Raw genomic sequence first — 22,035 nt, 5'->3', positions numbered from 1 at the left:
CTTTGAAAGCAGCGATCGCTGTGGTGAGACTGTAGCGCGGACATGTCTATTTGGTCAGAGGCGGACATCTGAATTTAGCTACTACATGGTTGATGCGCATAATACTAATTATGTTAAATCAAGGGATGACGTGCTCACATATTGTGTTGATTTATAATAAATTCTGATTCCAGATGCTCTCAATGCAGGTGCGTAATTTATGATATGATACCCTTCCGTGAGAAATTTATGATGAAATCAGAAGACACCCTTGACTGGTATCCGGCACAGTTGCCTCCGGTTAAAATAATCCTTGGTGAAGCCGTACTCGCCGTAGGAAAACAGGGAAGGCCTATCAATACCCGAACTTTGCTTGAATACTTGCAGGTGATGCAAGGCAAACAAAAAAGAAGAGATGATAAAGTCGCGATGAAAACTGCAATTGATGTTCTCAGGGACAATCAGCGCATTAACGGCAGATGTTAATGCGCATTACACGCCTGCGTCAGTTCTGAATGATTTCAATCGTATGAACTTTTCCATCGTCCATCAGCGGGATTCTGTCATCCGCGAGGGGGATGCCATCCAGAGTAACCTGATAGCTTACCTCGCCACGTGAAACAGTAATGTGATACAGACTGCTGCCATGCTGATAAGTCATGCTAAATGACGGCCAGCTGTCCGGCAACAGAGAGTGAACGGTAAGGGAATTACCGTAACGTTTTATCCCCAACAGCTCTTCTGTCAGCAGACGGTACGCCCAGCCTGCGGACCCGGTATACCAGCTCCACCCTGCCCGACCGGTATGCGGCGCGACGCTGTATACATCAGCACTCATGACATAGGGTTCCGCTTTATATCTTTCCACGCCTTTGGCATCCAGCGTGTGGTGTATCGGGTTGATCGCAGACCAGAGTTGCCACGCGCGCTCTGCATTCCCCATTCGGGCAAAGGCCATCACGGCCCAGATGGCTCCATGGGTATACTGCCCGCCGTTTTCCCGCACGCCCGGCAGATAACCCTGTATGTAACCGGGATTCGGTCCATGACCGTCAAATGGAGGGGAAAGCAGCTTAATTAACCCGACATCGGTATCGACCAGGTGCTTGTCCAGCGCCTGCATCGCCTTAACGGCGCGTTCAGGATCGGCTGCCCCGGAGAGAACGGACCAGCTTTGCGCGATGGCATCAATCCGGCAGTCCTGCGAGTCTTTGGATCCCAGAGGCGTGCCATCGTCAAAATAGCCACGCCGGAACCACTCGCCATCCCAGGCGGCGGCATTGAGATTTTTCTGCAGGCGCAGCGCCTCCATACGGCACAGCGACGCAACATGTTCATCCTGCCGCCGCTCAGCGAGCGCCGCGAAACGCTGTAAAATGTCGTACAGGAAGAATCCGAGCCAGACACTCTCCCCTTTACCGTCGATGCCGACCCGGTTCATCCCGTCATTCCAGTCGCCCGCACCCATAAGCGGCAAACCATGCTGGCCAAACCGTAGCCCGTGCTTAATCGCCTTAACGCAGTGCAGCCAGAGCGTCTCTTCGGTGTGGCTGATGAGCGGCGTATCGTAAACGGACTCCTCGCCTGGCTGGAGCTGGCGCCCTTCCAGCCAGGGGATGCATTGTTCCAGTATCCCGGTATTCCCGGACGTTTCGACGTAGTGACAGACCGCGAGCGGCAGCCAGAGATAATCATCCGAACAACGCGTCCTTACGCCGTTGCCGTGCGGAGGATGCCACCAGTGCTGCACATCGCCCTCAATAAACTGCCTGGAGGCGCACAACACAATCTGGTCGTGCAGTCGTTCCGGTGCGCAGTGGCTCAGCGCCAGCGTATCCTGAAGCTGATCGCGAAAACCAAACGCGCCGCCGGACTGGTAATAACCACTGCGGGCCATCAGACGACAGGCCATCGTCTGATACAGCAGCCAGCCGTTAACCAGTAAGTTAACGGTGCTATCCGGGGTGTTGACCACGATGTTATCAAGCATGCGGTGCCAGTGTTGGTGAACGGCGTTAAGCTCCCGGCGAGCGTTATCCTCATCCAGATAGCGGGCGAGCACCGTCTGCGCCTGGGCAGAATTTTCCTCGCTGCCGAGTATAAAAATAAAGGTCTTTTGATCGCCATCAATCAGGGTAGTGACAGACTGGATTGCGCCGCACGGATCGAGACCGGCGCCCACGTTACCTGACAGCCTGCGTAGCTTCATAGCGGCCGGGTTTTGCAGAGAGCCGTTGCGGCCAATAAACTCGCGGCGGTCGGCCGTAAAGGAACATTGGGGATCGTTGACGGCAAAAAATGCGGTGCGCCCTTCGCCGTTAGCGCCGTAAAAGTTACTGGCCATCACGCTGCTACCACCCGGCACGCTTACCGCATGCGTCACAATGTGGGGGGCTGAACGCGTGCGCGATTCGCCAAGCGTCCACTCCACGTACCCTGTGACCGATAGCTGCCGCGCACGGCCCGAATTATTACTGAGCGTCAGAATCGCCAGCTTAAGCGGGGCATGTTCGGCGACCAGTACCGTCAGCTCACTGTCTATCCCGCTCTCGCGGTGGGCGAATACGCTGTAGCCAAAGCCATGGCGGGTCAGATAATCGCCGTGCCCGCGTACGGGTAACGCAGTGGGCGACCAGCACTCGCCGCTTTCTTCATCACGAATATAAAAAGCTTCACCGCTGCGGTCGCTTACCGGATCGTTTTCCCAGGGCGTCAGGCGGTATTCATGGGCGTTCTCGCACCAGCTGTAGGCCTGTCCTGCTTCAGATATCACGCTTCCAAAACAGGCGTTTGCCAGCACGTTTGCCCAGGGAGCAGGCGTCGGCTGGTTTTCCTTCAGGACAATCTGATACTCCCGACCATCTTCAGAAAATCCGCCATGACCGTTGAAATGTCGCAGCCTGTCGGTCTCTGGCGTCCAGTCCGTGTGTTGATTACTCCCTGCCGCGCTGCCCGGCACAAAAGGCCTGAGCGTTTTTTTCGACGAGTGGATCCGCTGGTTAAGCTGCTCGTTAAGACCGCCGGCACGATCGTCGAGATACAGACAGGCCACACTCATTAACAATTGCTTATCATCGGCAGACAGATGCTCGCCGTTACGCACAAAAATCCCGCCCGATTTATCCAGCATGCTGGCTTCTGAACCGGCATAGATTAGATCCATAATCTGCGTCTGCAACACCTGCTGGTAGCCGCCGGGGCTGTTATTGAGGATAACAAGATCCACCTCCAGCCCTTTCAGCCGCCAGTAGCGATGCGCCTGAATCAGCGTGGTGACGGAGGCCATACTCTCCTCACTGGCGGCGCTGAGCAGCACAATCGGCAGATCGCCTGAAATAGCCCAGCCCCACAGCGCGGACTGACCGCGCCTGTTCCGGCTGATGACCTCGCCGTCGGCGCGTAATTCCTGGCTGGGATAAAGCACCGCGCTGGCGAGACGGTTAAACAGCGTGGCGTCATCTTCGCTGGCGTTCATCTGCCGTAACACCACCAGACTGTGCGACCAGGCCAGCTCAAAGACGCGCTCGGCAATCGGGTAATCGCGGTATTTTTCCAGCAACGCCAGGCTGTGCTGACGGCTCTCGCTGATGCCATAAATGATATCAATCGTTACCGGCACTCCTGGCAGGAGCGTCACGGTGTGGCGTATTGCCAGGATGGGATCCAGCACCGCACCCGACGTATTGCTGAGCGGCCCGTTTTCATGGGCAGCAGCGGCATCAGCCGGACTTCTGCCCCTGCCGATAAACTTAGCCCGGTCGGTTTCAAACGAGGCGCCTGCGCCGTTATCGCCATGTACGACCATCATGTGAAACAGGTACGGACTCGGTTCATCCGGCGAACGCGGACGCCGGTGGCACAGAATAGCGTCCCGGCCTGGGTCAATCTCAGTTTCGATAAATAAATTGCTGAACGCCGGGTGTGCCAGATCGCTGGCCTCTGGGGCCATCACTACTTCGGCGTACGTCGTCAGTTCAAGCGTTCGCGGCAGTCGCCCACGGTGTACCAGGGTAATCCGCCGCAGCTCTATGTCATCTTCCGGAGAGACCACAACCTGCGTTCTGATGCTCAAAGTGCCGAAGGTGCGCCTGAATTCAGCGCACGCGTCGGTGAATATCATCTCATCGTTGCCGTCAGCGTGTCCGCCCACGGGGTGCCAGGTGTTGCTCCAGAGCTCATCCGTATGCGGGTCGCGAATATAGCAGAACGATCCCCAGCAATCTCGGGTTGCATCGCTGCGCCAGCGGGTAAGGGAAATCGAGTTCCAGCGGCTATATCCGCCGCCGCCCGGCGTCATCATCAGGTGGTAGTGTCCGTTGGATAGCAACTGTACCTCGGGCGTCGGGCTGTCCGCACGGGTGAAGGTTCGCGGTTCATAGCGCACCGGTTTCACCCTCCCCTCGTGGGATTCAAAATGACGGCGGGGACTGTAGAGATCGACCACATCCGGTACGCGCTCCTGGAGCAGCAGATTTGCCGACATAAAGGCAGGGCTCGCCATAAATCGCGCGGTCATCGGAGCGTCCAGCAGAAGATGCGCCAGCGCCTGGAATCCCATGCCCTGATGATGTGCCATCCACGATTGCACCACGGCGTACAGTTGCCCGGTAGCAAGCCGGGATGGCGTGTAGTCCAGCGCTTCATAAAACCCATATTCGCCGCGCGCACCGCTCTGCTCCAGCCTGAGCAAGTTTTCGCAGGCCTTCTGCGGGGATACCAGCAGCGCCAGTAGCGTAGCGTACGGCGCGACGACCATATCGTCGGCAAGCCCCCGACGCAGACCCAGACCGGGTACGCCAAATGCCTGATACTGATAATTGTGTTGAACATCAAAGGCATGATAGCCGGACTCAGAGACGCCCCACGGCACGCCGCGCTCCTTGCCCCAGTGGATCTGGCGCATCACCGCGGATTTGCTCATCTTATCAAGCAGACTGCCGTGCCAGGCCGGCATCACCAGATTCGGCATCAGATATTCGAACATCGAGCCGCTCCAGGACATCAGCGCGGTTTCATTATCGATGGTGGTGAACAGCCTTCCGAGCGCGTACCAGCTTTTCATCGGTAGCTGATTCGTAGCGATGGCGACAAAGCTGGTCAGCCGGATTTCAGAGGGCAGAAGGTCATAGTGGCTTTTGTCGGCAGTATTCGTGTCACGGTTAAACCCGACGCTGAGCAGGCTGGTCGCTTCGCTGTAAAGAAACGCAAAATCCATACGCGCATGGTCGCTCAGCCGCTGTTCAAGCTCGCTAATCATATCCAGCCGCAGGCGGGCGTAGGTAATAACCGATGCCGGTGGCGTTCCTTCACCTGCACAGGTCGCGCCAGCCAGCCAGCTCAGCGTCGGCAGCGTCTTGCCGCAGTACGCCGGGGGTAACCAGCCGAGCAGATGCGACCATTCGTGGCAAAGTTCGACCAGCTGTTGCTCCAGATGCGCGGTCCAACGCACCACAAGATGACCTTCCTGCTGACACGCGCTGGTGAGATGGTTGCACCGCGCGCGCATAATTTTAAGTTCGCCATACAGTTGCCCCAGAGGCAGCGCCGCCGCGCTGACGCACTGACTGCGCAGCAGTTTCAGCGCACCGGGGGCACCCGGCCCCCAGTGTTTTTCCAGAAGGGAAAGCGTATCGTCCAGGCCGGCTAATATCCTTTCGCCGTTCAAAACCGGCTGATTACGCATGCCTGACACCCCTTCACGTAGCGTCAGCAGATGTCCGGCCATGTTGCCGCTGTCAACGCTTGAGACGTAGCGCGGGCTGAGCGGCGCAAGCGTACGGGTGTCATACCAGTTATATAAATGACCGCGGAAGTGTTCCATCTTATCCAGCGTGTCCAGGGTCAGCATGATGCGCTGCAGCACGCCGCCGCCGTGCAGATAGCCAAAGTCCCAGGCCGTCAGGTTAGCCAGCAGAGAGAGGCCAATGTTGGTGGGTGACGTACGATGCGCGACCGCAGGCTGGGGGATTTCCTGATAATTGTCAGGGGGGAGCCAGTTCTCTTTCGCCGTGGCAAACGTTTCAAAGAAGGCCCAGATTTCCCGACTTGTCTGCCGCAGCAGCTGTTTCTGTTGCTGATTCGGCAAATAGGCCTTACGGACAGCCGGGTGGCTCAGCCAGCTCATCAGAAGGGGTGTCAGGCACCACGTGACGCCGATGGCTATCGCGATGGTCAGCAGCAGCGGTGCAAAAACAGACGTCAGAGCCGTAAGCGCCAGACCGCAGGCGACGTTCAACCACATAGCCCGACAGAAGCCCAATGCAGAGACGTTATTCTGGCCGCTATCCGGACTATGGCTTACCCACTGGGTGAGATTGCGCTGGCTTACGGCAAGACGCCAGAGCGTAACGACGATCGCATATATCGAGTAACCGGCTTCGTGCGGCATTATCACAACGGTCAGCCCGATACGGGAAACGCGCTTCAGCGCTCCGGCTGCGACCAGCGTCAGATGTTGCCTGAAAGGACGGCGAAGCGGTTTATGCAAGAGATCCCAGACGATGCTTAACGCCGCAGGCAGCAGCAATATCAGCATCAGCACGCCAAGCCAGTACTGCGGATTGGGGAGCCACAGCAGCGTGCTAAACAGCAACAGCAGGAATGAAGGGGCCACCAGGCTGCGTCGCAGATTATCAAACAACTTCCAGCGGGAAAGCGCGGAGAGCGGGTTTTTATCCCGGGTTCCGTCCGCTTTTCTTACCCAAAGCCTGAGCCAGTTGAGTAATTGCCAGTCTCCACGGATCCAGCGCGTACGGCGTGCGACGTCGGAGAGATAATCATTCGGATATTGTTCGTAGAGTAAGACTTCGCTCAACAGACCGGAGCGAGCGTAGCAACCTTCCAGCAGATCGTGGCTGAGAACGAGATTTTCCGGGCAGGCGTTGGCGGTAGACTGGACAAAAATATCAACATCATAAATCCCTTTGCCAACGAACGATCCCTCGCCGAAGAGGTCCTGATAGATATCGGAAGACATCATCGAGTAGGGATTATTACCCGGCACACTGCTGCGCAGGGCGGCGTAGCGTCCTTGTCCGTTTCGGGGCATCTCCTCCGCCAGGCCGGGCTGTAAAATCCCGTACCCTTTAATGACTCTCTGGCGCGTCGGATCGTATTCTGGTTTGTTCAGCGGGTGCGCCATCGTGGCCACCAGTTTATGCGCGGTGTCGCGTGGCAGGAGCGTATCGCTGTCCAGCGTGATCACGTATTTAATCTGTCCGGGTAGCATGTGCGGGGGCAAGCCTGCAGCGCTTGAAAACTGTGCCCCCGGCTGGCGTAACCAGCTGTTCAGCAGCGCCAGCTTGCCCCGCTTGCGTTCATACCCCATCCATATTCCTTGTGTATCGTTCCATTCGGGCTGGCGGTGCAGTAAATAAAAGCGAGGCCGGCTGCCGGGGTAGCGCCGGTTAAGCTTTTGCGTCTCTGCAATTGCCTGGCTTAACAGGGCGCTGTTTTCACGGGTATTTTCGGTTAATGAATCAGCAAAATCGGTGAGAAGCGCGAAGCAGAGATGGTCATCCTGGTTACCCAGGCAGCACACTTCGAGACGGGTGAGAAGCTTGCTGAGGCCTTCATGGCTTGTCAGCATGCAGGGGATCGCCACCATGGTGGCATACTCAACAGGAATGCCGTCTGAAAAGTCCATCCGCGGCAGAGGGCTGGGGATGCGAAAACGCGTGGTTGCTTCGCTGAGCATATCGCTCACCAGCTGGCTGACAGCAACAATAAGAGGAAACGCCAGCGGTATCAGCAGCCAGGAGATCGCCTGCTGCGCCGTCTCATACAATACGGCGGCCGTAACGGCCGTGATTAAAAGGCTTATGCTGCCGAGCCATGACAGCAGGGGCAGTTTGTTTAAACTCTGTCGCAGCCGTTTGATACCCGACCTCTCAGCCGACAGTAACTCTTCGAGCTGCGCGCGCCCCTCTCCGAGCAGAAAATAACCAACGTGTCGGTGCGCAGTGTCTGCGGCCATTTCACCAGACAGTGACAGCACGCGGTTTGCGACTTCCGGTTCACTGAAACGACTCTCTCTGGCCAGCGTCTCGATCACGTGGCGGTAATGGTCCCGGGTATCGAAGTGCATACGGGAATAGATACCCGCAGGATCACGACGTAACGTCTGCTCCACTACGCTGATGCTCTCGGCGAACTCCGCCCAGTTTGTTTCACTCAGCAAGCGCAAACCGGCAATGCTGTTGCTGACGGAGAGCTGGCTGGCAGCAAGCTGCTGATTGAAACGGTGAATGAGCGCCTCAGTCGTCACTCCCTGCTCTGCAAGACGCTGTTCAACCCAGCTGAGAGGAAGCGCCAGCGCGTTGCCATGTCCCTGCAGGCGGCGAACCAGTTCTGCGACAAAAGCGCTACTCAGCGGAGGATGAGAACGCGCCATGTCGGCGATAACCATGATTACGTCGGCGGGGGTATGCTCAGCACATTCAAAAATTCGCGTTACCCACGTATCCGCAAGGCTGCGTTCCTGCTGTGCCTGAGCCACCTCGCAACTCACCCGGCGCAGGTTTTCAATCAGCGCCAGACGCAGCATGCCCGGCAGAGCCCAGACTTCCCCCAACGTCAGCGGCGTTAGCTGTTGATAGGCGGTGAGATAGCTGGTCAGACTGGCGGTATCCCAGCGCCCGTCGCCATGGGCGATGGCCTCTGAGGCGATATCATAAATTCGCGGACATTGATGAGGAATGGCCAGTGCCGGAAGACCTTTACCGAAGCTTTTCGGCAGGTGCTGGCGAACCATGCGGATCTGCTCTTCAATCAGGTAGTAGTTGTCCAGCAGCCACTCGCCTGCGGGCATGATACTGGTTTTTTTACCGGCGTTGAGTGCGTAACAGCTTTGTGTAATCACCGCCTCATTATCACTGAGTCGCTTAAGCAGGTAGTACGGTAGTTTGTCGCGGGACAACTTATGCGTCCGAGCCAGCTTTTGGCCGAAACGCTCCAGCTGGGGCGTTGAAAATAGCTCCGATCGTAAGCCATTTTCAGCTCCCGTATCGTTTGCCGGGAACGGCACGCGTTCGCCATCTTCGGGCAGAATGCGAGCGCGCTTAAACCACGCTACAGGTTTCATTTTCATCGGGTTGCTCTGATTCGACGTTAACGTGCAGGAGCAGTTGCGAAATCAGTTCAGAAATGTTCTCTCAGGATGGGCGTAAGGCATCAGGGACTGAACAGCTGCTGGTATTTTGTTCAGTATAGAACATTGGTTATGAAGCCAGTACGGCGATGTACCGAGACGTCCAGCGCGGAGACAGCTTCGTCGCAAATCACCAGCCGCGTGCAGACGATCGGCCCCGTGCAATACCGACGCGCTACTAGTTACAACATTCTAATCGCATAATTAACCCCACGCGGAACACTCACCACCTGAAGTTAACCTTCATTTACAACGTACGGTTCGGCTTAAAACAAGCTTAAGCAGTTCTTGATGCCTGTTTTAAGCCGGTGCTGAACAAAGGGAAGAGATCAGTATAAATAATTGCTTGCACAGGATTTTTTTCACATCACCATAAAAAAATATTTATCCTACTTATTATCGACTAATATTTTACAAAGAGAGCGAAGAGCTTCTTCCTGTTCAACTATATTTTCTGGTTTATAGTATCTGTTGATAAGTCCCTCGTCCTGCTGGCAATCGTAAACATTGATATCCAGCCATCCTTGTGACCAGAAATCCAAAGTCCCTATAAGATTATTTCCTGAGAATTCAACGCGCTCTAAAGAACCAAAGTCTCCATTAGGGTATGAGCTGTAAGTTAAAATATAGCTTCCCAACTTTGGTGCAATGTCAGATTTAAAGTGAGATATGTTCATTTCAACCAACCCCTTATTCTCTCCTTGAATGAAGCTAAAAGATCCTGCTTAACGACTCAGCCAGGATGTAAACCATCTTAGTGCCCCGCGTTTCTCAGACACAGCATCAGGGGGATCGCTCACGGATGCTTTCGCATCCTGTCCACAGTCTTCCTGCTCCCGGGGTACAGGCATCACCTGCTCCTGGGGTACAGGCATTAGCACTCTGCGAATACCGCTATGATCCGGACCGCTCACCAGTCCAGCGCTCTCCATCCGTTCTATTAGCCGCGATGCCTGGTGGTAACCAATTCGTAGCGCGCGCTGTAGTTGAGAAATCGACGCTTTCCTGGTCACGCTCACCACGCGAATGGCCTCGTCGTACACGGGTCCGAAATCATTAACGTCATCCTGGACAGGTAGTCTCTCAGGGTCGGAGGTGATCCCATCAAGATACTTGAGCGGGTAACGATCTTTCCAGAACTGCACCAAAGTATGGATGTCCTGCGTAGAAGGGCTGACACACTGTAACCGCAGCGCCTCAGATGTGTTGGGGCAAACAAAGAGCATATCTCCCTCACCTGTTAGCATCTCAGCCCCATCGCGGTGGATGATCGTTCTTGAATCCGCTTTACCAGCCGTGGTGAGAGCGATACGGGAAGGAATTGCCGCTTTAATGCGGCTGGACAGCACATCAATTGAGGGGCGCTGGGTGGAAAGAATCAGATGTATACCAGCAACATGCGCCTGCTGTGCCAGGCGAAGCACCGTTTCCTCCAGCGGATTGCCAGCCGATAGCATCAGGTCGGCCACATCGTCGACTACCACCACGATAAACGGAAGCGTGGTCAGACAAGATGCTGAGGCGTCCTCTCCTGTCAGGAAAGGGTCCGCTAAAGGCGTGCCCATGCGCTCAGCGCGTTCCACCCTGTCGTTGTAAGTAGAAAGGCTATTTGCGCCCAGAGCAGACATCAGCCTGAAGCGACGTTCCATTTCAACGCCCGTCCAGCGCAAAGCATTTAAGGCTTGCTGTTTGTCCTCAATTACATCAGTCAGCAAATGCGGTAACTCCGCATATCCGACAAATGTCACTGGCCGCGGAGCGATAAGAATAAAGCGAACTGTTTCTGGTGCGGCACGGGATAAAAGGCACAACAGGAATGCATTCAACAGAATCGATTTTCCCGAGCCGGTCATGCCCCCAATCAGCAGATGAGACACTGCCTGTAAATCAATCACCACCGGCTCACCGGAGAGGCTCACCCCAGGGACGATGGCCAATGGCGATACCGGATCCGCCGCAGCCAGATAGTTTAACGCGGTGCTTAACGCCACGGTCTGACGAAGGGTATTTTGGATCAGGATGCCGACATATGGCGTTCCGGAGAGGTGCTCAATGACATCAACTGAGGCTACGCAAAGCCTGCGTGCCAGGTCGTTTTTTAGTGCGCAAAATCGTCTGGCCGTGACGCCGGGGCCGGGGAGTACCTCAAGTAATGTGAACACAGGGCCGGTTTTGACGGCCATTATCTCAGCTTGTACCCCGAACTCTTCCAGAGTGTTGGCTACGTTCCTTGCCGCTTCACGTTCGGCACAGGTCATAGCTGTAGCCAGCAGTGGATCAAAATTAACGTTGTTATTCATTATGTAATACCAGTTCATCTATTAAAGGCTATTTTAGTTACAACACACAGTGATTTAATTAAACTAACCCGGGCCTTCGGCCCGCTCAGCAATCCACTCACCTTCTGAACTTAACCTTCACTTACAAGGTACAATTCGGCTTAAAACAGGCTTGAGCAGTTCTTAAGGCCTGTTCTTTTGACTAACCACTCCGTGCGTCGATAACTCTCTTGCTCTGCTGTTTTGGCCTGTTCATTCAATACATACCCCCAAATGAAATCCTTTATTCCCCCCGCCGATTGCCGTAAAAAGAGAGATTCACTTAGGATATCGCTTAGTTTCGGAGCTTACCATCGCCAGCGCTGACCGCCTCACTTCGCTAATCACCGTCAAACGGCTCGCGGCCCTGACCGCCGCCGCGCTGCTGTTAACCAACTGCTCCTCCACCCCGCCGCGTTCGCTGGTGACGCCGCCGCCGACGGTGGTGGTTAAGCCTCCGCTGCCAGTCACCCCCGCGCCGATGCAGGGTCCGCTGCGCGGCGTATGGCTGGCGACCGTCTCGCGGCTGGACTGGCCGCCGATCGCCTCGGTTAACGCCCGCCCTGAGCAGCGCATTCGCCTGCAACAGCAGGCGCTCATCGCTAAGCTGGATAAGCTGAAGGGGCTGGGGATTAACGCGGTATTCTTTCAGGTTAAGCCCGACGGCACCGCGCTGTGGCCATCTGAGATCCTGCCATGGTCCGATATGCTGACCGGGCAGATCGGCGAGGATCCGGGCTACGATCCGTTGCAGTTTATGCTGGATGAGGCGCACAGGCGCGGGATGAAGGTGCATGCCTGGTTTAATCCGTACCGGGTGTCGACCAACGTAAGGCCTTCCACCACCGCTGAACTCAACCGCACCCTGTCGCAGCAGCCGGCCAGCGTGTTTGTGCTGCACCGCGACTGGATCCGTATCTCCGGCGAGCGCTACGTGCTGGACCCGGGCATTCCGGAGGCGCGTGACTGGATCACCAGCATCGTGGCGGAAGTGGTTTCCCGCTATAACGTCGACGGCGTGCAGTTTGACGACTACTTCTACGCCGACTCTCCGGGTTCGATGCTCAACGACAGCCAGACCTTCAGCCGCTACGGTCAGGGGTTTGCCAGCAAGGCGGACTGGCGTCGGCACAATACTCAGCAGCTGATCGAACAGGTGTCGCGTACCATTAAGCAGCTGAAGCCGGGTGTCGAGTTTGGCGTCAGCCCGGCCGGGGTGTGGCGCAACCTGTCGCACGATGCTGCCGGCTCCGATACGCGCGGCGCGGCCGCCTATGATGAATCCTTCGCCGACACCCGCCGCTGGGTACAGAGCGGGCTGCTCGACTATATCGCTCCGCAGATTTACTGGCCGTTCTCCCGTAAGGCCGCCAGCTACGGCGTGCTGGCCAACTGGTGGGCCGAAGTGGTGAAACCGACCCGTACCCGCCTCTATATCGGCGTGGCGCTGTACAAGGTCGGTGAAGCCTCAAAGGTAGAGCCAGACTGGACCCTCGGCAACGGCGTACCGGAGCTAAAAAAACAGCTGGATATGAACGAGTCGCAGCCGCAGATCGACGGCACCATCCTGTTCCGCGAGAACTACCTGAACCTGCCACAGACGCAGAGCGCGGTTAACTACCTCAGAGACCGCTGGGGAAGTGGAAAATAACAGAGCGTCTTCACGTTATTCATGGTTAAAGCGTTGTCGATGCTGGCTGGGCGTCACACCCATTATTTTGCGGAAGACCTTGCGGAAGGCAGAAGCGTCGGTATATCCCACTTCCCATGCAATCACATCGACAGCCTGCCCTGTGAGCTCCAGCGCGTCTCGCGCTTTCATTATCCGCACCTGTTGCAGATAATCCGTCGGCCTTAATCCCGTAGCTTTCTGGAAATGGCGGAGAAAGGTCCGTGGTGACAGTGATACCCGTTCTGCCATCTTTTCAATACTGTGCTGCTCGGAATAGCGGGCATGCAGGTCATGCTGAACAAGTAAAATTTTGCTGTCACCATGCTCGAAATTAGGGATAAAGACACTATAGGGACTTTGTTCACGCCTTGGAGGATCGACCAGCAAAAATCGGGCGGTGGCAAGCATTGTGCCCGTTCCTGATATTTTCTCGATCAACGTCAGCCCCAGATCTATCCAGGCCAGGATCCCGCCAGCGGTAATGATATCGCCATCGTCGATGACCATTTTTTCCGCTACCACGTCAATCGCTGGAAAACGGTCAGATAACGCCTGCGCGAAAGCCCAGTGCGTTGTTGCGCGGCGGTGGTTAATCAACCCGGTTTCGGCCAGAACAAACGCACCGGCACAAACCGAACACAGCGTGACACCCTTGTTATAGAGTGTATTCATCCAGTCAGCGGGCACCTTCATTGAGGTCATCAGTGCTGGCATCACCAGGCTTGGCGGCGCAATCAGATAGCTCATACGATGGGGTTCATCCGGATGGCTGTCCCAGACACATTCCACGGTATTTGCGCCTTCATTGACCTTCCAGTGTGAAACCCGTATCGCCCGCTTGCGCTCCTCTCCGGAAATGCTCATAGCCCAGTCAGCGGCGATCCTGAACATATCGGTCAGGCCGTAAACGGCGGCGAGTTGGCAGTCCCGGTAAATCAACACACCGATTTCAGCTATAACCGTGCTTTTAACAGAACTGAGATTTGTCATTTTCAACGCTTATAATGTCATATATGACAAGTGTAACGCCTTGCGTATTGTCTGACAATCATGTTCAACAAGTCATCACCGCGATGGCCTGAAAACTGTAAAGGAGCGCATATGTCAGGCGCAGAAATTGAAAAGTTAAAAATTTCGAGGCGTAACCTTTTAATCCTCGGCGGCACACTGTCGGCAGGTATTGGGCTCTCTCACTCATCCTTCGCCCAGGGCATAACATTATTATCATCACCTTCAGGAGATATCCCTATGAGCAACGGCATCATTACTACCAAAGATGGCACCCGAATTTTCTACAAAGACTGGGGCCCGAAGAGTGCACAGCCTGTCGTCTTTCACCATGGCTGGCCGTTAAGCGCTGATGACTGGGACAACCAGATGTTGTTCTTCCTATCTGAAGGTTTTCGCGTAATCGCCCACGACCGCCGTGGCCACGGACGTTCCGATCAAACCGATGCAGGTAATGATATGACCACCTACGCAGCAGACGTGGCCGAACTTGCCAGGACGCTGAATCTGAAGAACGCCATTCATATCGGCCACTCTACCGGCGGCGGCGAAGTGGCGCGTTATGTCGCACATGCTGAAAAAGGCCGGGTCGCAAAAGCGGTTTTGATCGGTGCTGTCCCCCCAATCATGTTGAAAACAGCCGCCAATCCGCAAGGTTTACCGTTAACGGTATTTGACGGGTTCCGCTCTGCTCTGGTCGCAAACCGTGCGCAATTCTATATGGACGTGCCGGCAGGCCCATTTTATGGTTTTAACCGCCCTGGCGCGAAAGTCAGCCAGGGATTGATCAACAACTGGTGGCGACAGGGAATGGCTGGCGGGGCTAAAGCGCAATATGACTGTATTGCCGCGTTCTCAGAAACTGATTTTACTGAGGACCTGAAAGCCATCACCGTTCCGGTATTAGTTATGCATGGCGAGGATGACCAGATAGTGCCGATTGATGACTCCGCACATAAGTCAGTCAAACTGTTGAAACATGGCACCCTGAAAACCTACCCCGGTCTGCCGCATGGTATGTGCTCGACTAACCCTGAAATAATTAACCCTGATTTGCTGGCTTTCGCCAGGCGTTAAACATTGCAACACCGGAGGATTAGCGGCAATCACCTGATTCTTTAGGCTGTCTGTTTATCAGGCCACCCGCAACCGTTTCTGCCAAACCCGCCCTCATTTACCCGCAGTTATGTTATTCATGGCTGCGGATATTTCATAAAGTATTCAGCCACTCCGTTAAGCTGGTTGTTAACGGGCAGCCCCCCTGAAGGGCTTGCCGCGCGCCCATTTCTGCCGTTATGCCGCCATCAAAAAGGATCACGCCATCATGAAAGTGCAAAAAATCGAACAACCCGCCGCTATCCCCGCGCTGGATCCGCAGGGCAGCATTGCCGGACTGCCCGGCTCACCGGAAATTAAGCTGTTCGGGCTGGAGAAAACCATTCCCGGCACCAGCGGCATTGATACCGGTATTTTCGAGTGCGGGCCGGGCAGCTATCGCCGTGGGGTTAAGCAGGCGGAAGTGATGCACTTTCTGTTCGGCAGCGGATCGTTCACCCCGGACGGGGAAGAGACGCTGACTTATAAAGCCGGTGACACCTTTTTCTTTGAGGCCAACACCGAAGGCACCTGGGTGATGGAAACGCAGATGCGCAAGCTGTACGTGATATTTGACGTGAAATAAGCGCGGGGCTGGCTGTTCCGGGGGTGAAGCAGCGGCCCCCGGGGTTCATACTCCTCTGTCCGCTCACCATTTACAGACCACCGCTACCCGCAACGCCCGGACGCTGCATATCCGACCCACCCTGTGCCACGCCCTTCCGTCAGGTCTTTCTTTCGGGTTTTCCTTGCTTAATCGCCCGGGCACTTCTGGCCTGGTCCGCTGAGATCTCCATCAGCCGTCGGAAATTCGGGCATTCAAAATGGCTGGGCGCACCGCAGTCCGCCACGTGGCGCAGAGTGTCGCGCAGCGCCGTCAGCTCAAGAATCTGATTATCCAGCTCGTCGGCGCGGGCGTGCAGCTTATCCCGCGGCAGTTCGCTCACCCCACCGCGGCCAAACAGGCCGCCGATCTCCTGTAGCGAAAATCCCGCCGTTTGCCCCATCGCAATCAGCCGCAGCTGTAACAGTACCTCGGGCGCGTACTGCCGCCGCAGGCCGTGGCGCGCTACCGCGTGAATCAGACCGCTTTTCTCATAGTAACGCAGCGCGGAGGGGCTCATCCCGGACTGCGCCGCCACCTCGGCAATATCGAGTAATTTCATACTTGACCTCAAGTCGACTTCAATTCGTAGACTAACGTGACACCCCGCCTTTAACAAGAGAATGTCCCTATGACTCAGATCACACCTTCCGCCCCACCGCTAGCCTCTGCGCGACTCACTACCGCGCTGGTGCTGGCGATGCTGCTGGCGTCGCTCGGCACCAGCATCGCCAATATCGCCCTGCCGGTGCTGGGGACGGCGTTTGCCGCCCCGTTCTCTGCGGTACAGAGGGTGGTGGTGGCCTACCTGGCGGGATTAACCGTCGCCGCGGTGTATGCCGGGCGGCTCGGCGATCGCTTCGGGCTGCGGCCTATGCTGGCCACCGGGCTGCTGCTGTTCGCGGCGGCGTCTCTGCTCTGTAGCCTTGCCAGCCAGCTGTCGCTGCTGGTGCTGGCGCGGCTGCTGCAGGGCATCGGGGCCGCCTTTATGATGACGTTGTCGATGGCGCTGATGCGCCAGACCAGCACGGCCGGGCGGCTCGGCCGCAGCATGGGGCTGATGGGCAGCGTCTCCGCGCTGGGAACGGCGCTCGGCCCGGCGCTCGGCGGTCTGCTGCTGCCGCTGACCGGCTGGCGCGGGCTGTTCTGGATGCCGCTGCCGCTGGCGATCGTCGCGCTGCTGCTGCTGGTCGCCCTGCCGGATCAACCGCCGGCGGGTCGAAGCGCATCGCCCCGCCTGCGTCAGGTGCTGAACCGCGTCATGTTCAACACCCTGGCGGTGAATCTGCTGGTGGCGGCGGTAATGATGACCACGCTGGTGGTCGGCCCGTTTTATCTGAGCCAGGGGCTGCGGCTGGCGGACGGCCAGGCGGGGATAGTAATGGCGGCCGGGCCGTTGATCGGCATGTGCTGCGGCGTGCCCGCCGGGCGCCTGGTCGATCGGTTCGGTCACCGCTACACGCAACGGCTCGGGCTGACGCTGATGGCCTGCGGGACCCTGCTGCTGGCGTTCACCGGCGCGGCCGGCGGGGTGGCCGGCTATCTGCTGGCGATCATGATCCTTACGCCGGGCTATCAGCTGTGCCAGGTGGCTAACAACAGCGCGGTGCTGGCCGAGGTGCCCGACAACCAGCGCGGCACGGTCTCGGGGCTGCTTAACCTGTCGCGCAACCTCGGGCTGATCGCCGGCGCATCGCTGCCCGGCGCGCTGTTTGCCTGGGCCACCGGCTCGGCCGTGCTGGCGACGGCCGGTGCGGAACCTGTCGTCGTCGGAATGCGGCTGACCTTTCTGACGGTCGGCGTGATGCTGACCCTCACACTGCTGTCCACCCTGCGCAAAGCAGCAGGCCGGCAGACCATACAGAAATGAGTCATATAGCGGTCATTAAGTGGGTTAATGACCTATAGGTGAATCAAAAAGGTGCCTTTTCGCTCTTACTATTGTGCTCTGAATGCTCTCCGCCCGCCTGCATGACCCCGCGCAGCAGCAACAGCAGCCAGCCCAGCGCCGGATCCTTATCGTGCCGTTTATGCCACAGCAGCGACAGGTCGATCGCCGGGGTGGTCAGCGGCACCGCGCTGCGGCTCAGCCCGTAACGGGCGCTCCATTCGGCGGCCAGCCCTGCCGGTACCGTGGCCAGCGCCGGAATACGCGACAGCAGCGGCGGCAGTGAGGAGAAGTGCGGCGTCACGTAGCGCACCCGCCGCTGTGCGCCCTGCTCTGCCAGCCGCTGGTCAATGGCGCTGTGGCTCGCTCCACGGTAGGAGACCAGCAGGTGATCGTTATCCACATAGGCCTGCAGCGTTAACGGCGCGGACAGCGCCAGCTGCGCCGGATGCCAGAGCGTGCAGAAGTCCATGCTGTGCACCTGCTCACGGATTAATCCGGCGTCGGTCTCCCCCGCGACGGTGATCGCCACGTCAACCCGATCCTGCTGCACCAGCGCACCATCCTGAAACGGATCGCTGGCCGTAATCTGCAGGGTCACGCCCGGCGCGTCGCGGGCGACGACCGCCAGCAGATCGGGCATCAGCCAGCGTTCGACCCAGTCGCTCATGCCCAGCCGGAAGGTGTGGCGGGCGGTGGCCGGGGTAAATGAGGGCGGCTGAAACAGCACCTGCTGCAGGTGCTCCATCAGCGGAGCCAGTTCGGCCACCAGCGATTCGGCACGCGGCGTCGGCAGCATGCCGCTGGCACCGCGCACAAACAGCGGATCCTGAAACATCTCCCGCAGCCGCGCCAGTGCCCCGCTTACCGCCGGCTGGCCGAGATGCAGCTTCTCAGCCGCGCGCGACACGCTGCCTTCGCGGTGCAATACCAGCAGCACGGTCAGTAAATTCATATCGATACGGCTAAAATCATTTTCTCTGATAGTCATGATTATTTTAATCAATTTGAATGATGTTATGCCGTTCAGGATACTGCCGCTTATCGGGTAAGAACACTGTTTAATGAGGCTATGATGAAAACACTACTGATGCTGGTTGTCGCACTGACCTTCTCCACGCCGCTGCTGGCCGCGCAGGCTGCCAGCGAGCCGGACCAGCAGGCACCGGGCTACTACCGCATGACGCTGGGCAAACTGCGCATTACCGCCGTCTCTGACGGCACGGTCACCATTCCGCTCGACAAACTGCTGACGCATATCTCCCCGCAGGCGCTGCGTAAGGCGATGGCGGCCGACGCGATGACGCCGCAGGCGGAAACCTCGATCAACGCATTTGTTGTCGACAACGGCCAGCAGCGGATTCTGGTGGATGCCGGGGCCGGCGACCTGTTCGGGCATAACGGCGGCCACCTGCTGGAGAACCTGGCGGCGGCGGGCTACCCGGCGGAGAGCATCAGCGCGGTGCTGCTGACCCATATTCACGCCGATCACTCCGGCGGCGTCTCCCGCGGTGGCAAACCGGCCTTCCCTAACGCGCAGATTTTTGTTGAGCAGCGCGATGTGGATTTCTGGCTTAACCCGGCCAACGTCAGCCGCGTTGAGGCCAGCCAGGCACACACCTTTGCCGAGTCCGAACGGACGCTGCGTCCGGTGATTGCCGCCGGCCAGTTGCACAGCTTCCGCGCCCCGGCAACGGTGTTTGCCGGCATCCGCGCCGAATCGACGGCGGGTCACACCCCCGGCAGCGTGCTGTACCGGGTAGAGAGTGAAGGCCAGACGCTGGTGCTGTGGGGCGATATTATCCATGCCAAAGCGGCGCAGATGCCCGATCCGCACGTGGCGATCCACTTCGACGTCAGCCAGCAGCAGGCGATCGCCACCCGCGAGCGCGTGCTGAAGCAGGCTGCCGACCGGGGTTACTGGGTTGCGGCGGCGCATATCGCCTTCCCCGGGCTGGGCCACGTGCAGCGCGACGGCAGCGGCTATCGCTGGGTGGCGGCTAACTACACCACTAATCTTGCTTTGTGACCGGATAAACGTTGCCAGCAACCTCCATATGGCTATAATAAATTAACCATATGGAGGAATCCCATGAAGCAATTCACCTTAGCCGCATCCCGCCCTGCTCCGCAGCGGCTGTGGCAGTTTGCCGGGCTCAACAGCGCCGACGGCGTTCAGCTGATCAGCCAGATTGATGCCGGGCTGGAAGGCGCGGTGGTCAGCCGCATCGTCTCATGGAGTGAAATCACCCAGTCCGACCTGCGCCAGATGACCGGCATTGCCGGCACCACCTTCAACCGCGGCCTGAAAGACCGCTTTACCGCCGATCAGAGTGAACGACTGGTGCGCTTTATCCGGGTGATGGACCGCGCCGTTGAGCTGTTTGAAGGCGATAAGCAGCAGGCGCGCCGCTGGCTGAATGAACCGGTGCGCGGGCTGGGCAATAAGCGGCCCGCTGACCTGGTGGCGTCTGAAACCGGCGCGCTGGAAGTGATGAAGCTGATCACCCGCCTTGAGCACGGCGTCTATTCGTGAAGTTATACCGGATGACCAAAAGCCGTTTCCTCAGCACGGCCTGGAGCGGCTACGGTGCCCGCGAAGGCGGCGGGCGCTGGAACAGCGTCGGGGTGTCGATGGTGTATACCTCGGAAACCGCCTCGCTGACCATGCTGGAGACCCTGGTTCACCTGCAAAACAGCGCGATTCTTGACGCGTTTACGCTGCTGAGTATTGAGGTGCCGGATGAACTGATTGAGTGGATCGATCCGCAACAGCTGCCGGAAAACTGGCGAGACGCCGATGCCCCCGACGCCCTAAAGCAGACCGGCGATGGCTGGGTAGAAAGCATGGGTTCAGTCGCGCTGCGCGTGCCCAGCGCCCTGTCGCCGGTGGAGTGCAACTATCTGCTTAATCCCGGCCACGCTGACTATGAGCGCATCGTTCGCGGTGCGGAGCCGATCCCGTTTCAGTTCGATCGCCGCTTAAGCCGTTAATCTGCCTGTTGTGCGGCAAGCCCTGGCAATGTGCCTGTTACCTTAGCCGACCTCCGGCCGTGAACGCCAATACCACTCCTGTTCTGACCATAGCGGTTAATGGCATTTGTGCCGGGCGCTTCAGCGGGTAATCTTCTGCCGATTGGCATCATCACATCGTCAGCAGGTTGGCTCTATGAGTGGAAGAACGTCGGTCTATCTGGATCGGGAACAGCGGGAGCTGATCGCCCGGCTGTCGGCTACCTGGCTGTGGCGCAGCGAGCTGCCGACCTGGCTGCTGATCGTCACTATTTACGGCGGCTGGGTCGCCACGGTCGCCTGGTGGCAAACCCTCGGGCTGCTGCCGTCCACGCTGCTGTTAATCTGGTTAACCACCTGGTATATGTCGTTGCAGCACGAGCTGATCCACGGCCATCCCACCCGTTTTCCACGCCTGAATCAGCTGTTCGGCATGCTGCCGTTCTCGATCTGGTACCCGTACGGCGCCTATCGCGACCTGCATCTGACCCATCATATCGATGAAGATCTCACCGTGCCGGAGACCGATCCGGAAAGCTATTACTTTACCCGCCGCCGCTGGGCACGCTTTAACGGCGTGCAGCGCCAGCTGGTGCGCCTGCGCAACACCTTTCCCGGCCGCTTCCTGCTGGCCCCGCTGCTGACGATGTTCTGGGCGCTGGCCAGTATCTGGCATTCGCTGGTACAGCGGGATCGCCCCGCCATGGTCATGTGGCTGGTGCATTTTATCCTGCTGGTGCCGGTGATCGGCTGGCTGCACGCTCATGACTTCCCACTGGTCTGGTATCTGTTCGGCGTGACCGGGCCGATGCTGGCGGTGACCTCGGTGCGTTCGTTCCTCGAACACCGGGCGGAAGAGGCCCCGGAAGCGCGATCGGTGATCAACGAGGCCGGGCTGTTCTGGCGTCTGCTGTTTCTCAACCTGAACTACCATTTGGTGCATCACGATCTGCCGCGTGTTCCGTGGTACGGGCTGCCGGTGGTGTATCGTGCCGGTAAAGCGGCCTGGCTGCGGCGCAATCAGGGGTTTTTCGTTAAAGGGTATGGTGAGCTGATGCGCCAGCATCTGATCAGGCCGGTGCAGGTTGAAATCAACCCCTGGTTCCCGGACGGTCGACCGGACGCCACGCGCGCGCAACCACAACCACAACCACAACAGCACCCTGACTTAACGCCCGTCACTGCCGAAGCGCCCGAAGCCGGAGCAACCGGATGATGAGAGCGCCTGACGCTGCCGAAGCATCCAAAGTTCGAGCAATAGGATGATGAGAACGCCTGATACTGGTGAAGCATCAAAAGTTCGAGCGATAC

General features: G+C 57.7%; 15 protein-coding genes. 9 read left to right on the top strand and 6 right to left on the bottom strand.

The genetic code is table 11. The features are described from left to right. Positions 1 to 231 precede the first annotated feature (231 nt). Complete coding sequence (locus ASF13_RS15355; RefSeq protein WP_056238460.1) at positions 232 to 465, top strand: hypothetical protein; 234 nt, start codon at positions 232 to 234, stop codon at positions 463 to 465. 19 nt (positions 466 to 484) lie between these two features. Here the strand turns inward: ASF13_RS15355 and ASF13_RS15350 are convergent, their stop codons facing one another. The 3 genes from ASF13_RS15350 to ASF13_RS15345 form a co-directional block, all read right to left on the bottom strand. Beyond that, positions 485 to 9,067 (bottom strand): glycoside hydrolase family 94 protein, encoded by an 8,583-nt coding sequence (locus ASF13_RS15350; protein ID WP_056237926.1) that lies wholly within the window; start codon positions 9,065 to 9,067, stop codon positions 485 to 487. A 449-nt stretch (positions 9,068 to 9,516) separates the two neighbouring features. Further along, positions 9,517 to 9,804 (bottom strand): hypothetical protein, encoded by a 288-nt coding sequence (locus ASF13_RS23650; RefSeq protein ID WP_072166393.1) that lies wholly within the window; start codon positions 9,802 to 9,804, stop codon positions 9,517 to 9,519. Between the two features lie 48 nt (positions 9,805 to 9,852). After that, a complete protein-coding gene (locus ASF13_RS15345; RefSeq protein WP_056237921.1) occupies positions 9,853 to 11,427 on the bottom strand; it encodes a DNA translocase FtsK in 1,575 nt (524 codons plus the stop codon). Between the two features lie 331 nt (positions 11,428 to 11,758). On the opposite strand from ASF13_RS15345, the gene ASF13_RS15340 reads away from it, so the two are divergent. After that, positions 11,759 to 13,096, top strand: a complete 1,338-nt coding sequence (locus ASF13_RS15340; RefSeq protein ID WP_056237919.1) for a glycoside hydrolase family 10 protein — start codon at positions 11,759 to 11,761, stop codon at positions 13,094 to 13,096. Between the two features lie 15 nt (positions 13,097 to 13,111). Here ASF13_RS15340 and ASF13_RS15335 read toward each other — a convergent pair whose 3' ends face one another. After that, positions 13,112 to 14,107: a GlxA family transcriptional regulator gene (locus ASF13_RS15335; RefSeq protein ID WP_056237912.1), complete on the bottom strand. Its 996-nt coding sequence runs from the start codon at positions 14,105 to 14,107 to the stop codon at positions 13,112 to 13,114. 258 nt (positions 14,108 to 14,365) lie between these two features. Between ASF13_RS15335 and ASF13_RS15330 the strand changes: the two genes are divergently transcribed. Together ASF13_RS15330 and ASF13_RS15325 are read left to right on the top strand one after the other, a co-directional pair. Next, complete coding sequence (locus ASF13_RS15330; protein ID WP_056237908.1) at positions 14,366 to 15,202, top strand: alpha/beta fold hydrolase; 837 nt, start codon at positions 14,366 to 14,368, stop codon at positions 15,200 to 15,202. 247 nt (positions 15,203 to 15,449) lie between these two features. After that, complete coding sequence (locus tag ASF13_RS15325; protein ID WP_056238459.1) at positions 15,450 to 15,806, top strand: cupin domain-containing protein; 357 nt, start codon at positions 15,450 to 15,452, stop codon at positions 15,804 to 15,806. A gap of 139 nt (positions 15,807 to 15,945) precedes the next feature. On the opposite strand, the gene ASF13_RS15320 is transcribed toward ASF13_RS15325, so the two are convergent. Beyond that, positions 15,946 to 16,386: a helix-turn-helix domain-containing protein gene (locus tag ASF13_RS15320; RefSeq protein WP_056237905.1), complete on the bottom strand. Its 441-nt coding sequence runs from the start codon at positions 16,384 to 16,386 to the stop codon at positions 15,946 to 15,948. Between the two features lie 69 nt (positions 16,387 to 16,455). Between ASF13_RS15320 and ASF13_RS15315 the strand changes: the two genes are divergently transcribed. Further along, positions 16,456 to 17,694: an MFS transporter gene (locus ASF13_RS15315; protein WP_056237899.1), complete on the top strand. Its 1,239-nt coding sequence runs from the start codon at positions 16,456 to 16,458 to the stop codon at positions 17,692 to 17,694. Positions 17,695 to 17,737: 43 nt separating this feature from the next. Here the strand turns inward: ASF13_RS15315 and ASF13_RS15310 are convergent, their stop codons facing one another. After that, entirely contained in the window at positions 17,738 to 18,706 is a 969-nt protein-coding gene (locus ASF13_RS15310) for a LysR family transcriptional regulator (RefSeq protein WP_072166411.1), read from the bottom strand. Between the two features lie 81 nt (positions 18,707 to 18,787). Here ASF13_RS15310 and ASF13_RS15305 point away from each other — a divergent pair, with 81 nt between their 5' ends. The 4 genes from ASF13_RS15305 to ASF13_RS15290 all read left to right on the top strand — a co-directional run bounded on the left by ASF13_RS15305 (position 18,788) and on the right by ASF13_RS15290 (position 21,940). After that, a complete protein-coding gene (locus ASF13_RS15305) occupies positions 18,788 to 19,741 on the top strand; it encodes an MBL fold metallo-hydrolase (RefSeq protein ID WP_056237892.1) in 954 nt (317 codons plus the stop codon). A gap of 63 nt (positions 19,742 to 19,804) precedes the next feature. Further along, positions 19,805 to 20,248, top strand: coding sequence for an antitoxin Xre/MbcA/ParS toxin-binding domain-containing protein (locus ASF13_RS15300; protein ID WP_056237889.1), 444 nt, complete (start codon positions 19,805 to 19,807; stop codon positions 20,246 to 20,248). Then, positions 20,245 to 20,706, top strand: a complete 462-nt coding sequence (locus ASF13_RS15295; protein ID WP_056237888.1) for an RES family NAD+ phosphorylase — start codon at positions 20,245 to 20,247, stop codon at positions 20,704 to 20,706. Before ASF13_RS15300 ends, ASF13_RS15295 begins: the two co-directional genes overlap by 4 nt. Before the next feature lie 175 nt (positions 20,707 to 20,881). Next, positions 20,882 to 21,940 carry a fatty acid desaturase gene (locus ASF13_RS15290; RefSeq protein WP_056237885.1) on the top strand — a complete coding sequence of 353 codons (1,059 nt, stop codon included), beginning with the start codon at positions 20,882 to 20,884 and terminating at the stop codon, positions 21,938 to 21,940. Positions 21,941 to 22,035: the final 95 nt, after the last annotated feature.

This window comes from Erwinia sp. Leaf53 (genome assembly GCF_001422605.1).
Lineage (GTDB): Bacteria > Pseudomonadota > Gammaproteobacteria > Enterobacterales > Enterobacteriaceae > Erwinia.
Note: the sequence above shows the minus strand (reverse complement) of the source record. Positions and strands in the feature narration are given on the sequence as shown.

Excerpts from the sequence above, each read along its gene's own strand:
- ASF13_RS15355 (WP_056238460.1), top strand. The coding sequence starts at position 232 with ATGAAATCAGAAGACACCCTTGACTGGTATCCGGCACAGTTGCCTCCG.
- ASF13_RS15350 (WP_056237926.1), bottom strand. The coding sequence starts at position 9,067 with ATGAAAATGAAACCTGTAGCGTGGTTTAAGCGCGCTCGCATTCTGCCC.
- ASF13_RS23650 (WP_072166393.1), bottom strand. The coding sequence starts at position 9,804 with ATGAACATATCTCACTTTAAATCTGACATTGCACCAAAGTTGGGAAGC.
- ASF13_RS15345 (WP_056237921.1), bottom strand. The coding sequence starts at position 11,427 with ATGAATAACAACGTTAATTTTGATCCACTGCTGGCTACAGCTATGACC.
- ASF13_RS15335 (WP_056237912.1), bottom strand. The coding sequence starts at position 14,107 with ATGACAAATCTCAGTTCTGTTAAAAGCACGGTTATAGCTGAAATCGGT.
- ASF13_RS15330 (WP_056237908.1), top strand. The coding sequence starts at position 14,366 with ATGAGCAACGGCATCATTACTACCAAAGATGGCACCCGAATTTTCTAC.
- ASF13_RS15325 (WP_056238459.1), top strand. The coding sequence starts at position 15,450 with ATGAAAGTGCAAAAAATCGAACAACCCGCCGCTATCCCCGCGCTGGAT.
- ASF13_RS15320 (WP_056237905.1), bottom strand. The coding sequence starts at position 16,386 with ATGAAATTACTCGATATTGCCGAGGTGGCGGCGCAGTCCGGGATGAGC.
- ASF13_RS15315 (WP_056237899.1), top strand. The coding sequence starts at position 16,456 with ATGACTCAGATCACACCTTCCGCCCCACCGCTAGCCTCTGCGCGACTC.
- ASF13_RS15305 (WP_056237892.1), top strand. The coding sequence starts at position 18,788 with ATGAAAACACTACTGATGCTGGTTGTCGCACTGACCTTCTCCACGCCG.
- ASF13_RS15300 (WP_056237889.1), top strand. The coding sequence starts at position 19,805 with ATGAAGCAATTCACCTTAGCCGCATCCCGCCCTGCTCCGCAGCGGCTG.
- ASF13_RS15290 (WP_056237885.1), top strand. The coding sequence starts at position 20,882 with ATGAGTGGAAGAACGTCGGTCTATCTGGATCGGGAACAGCGGGAGCTG.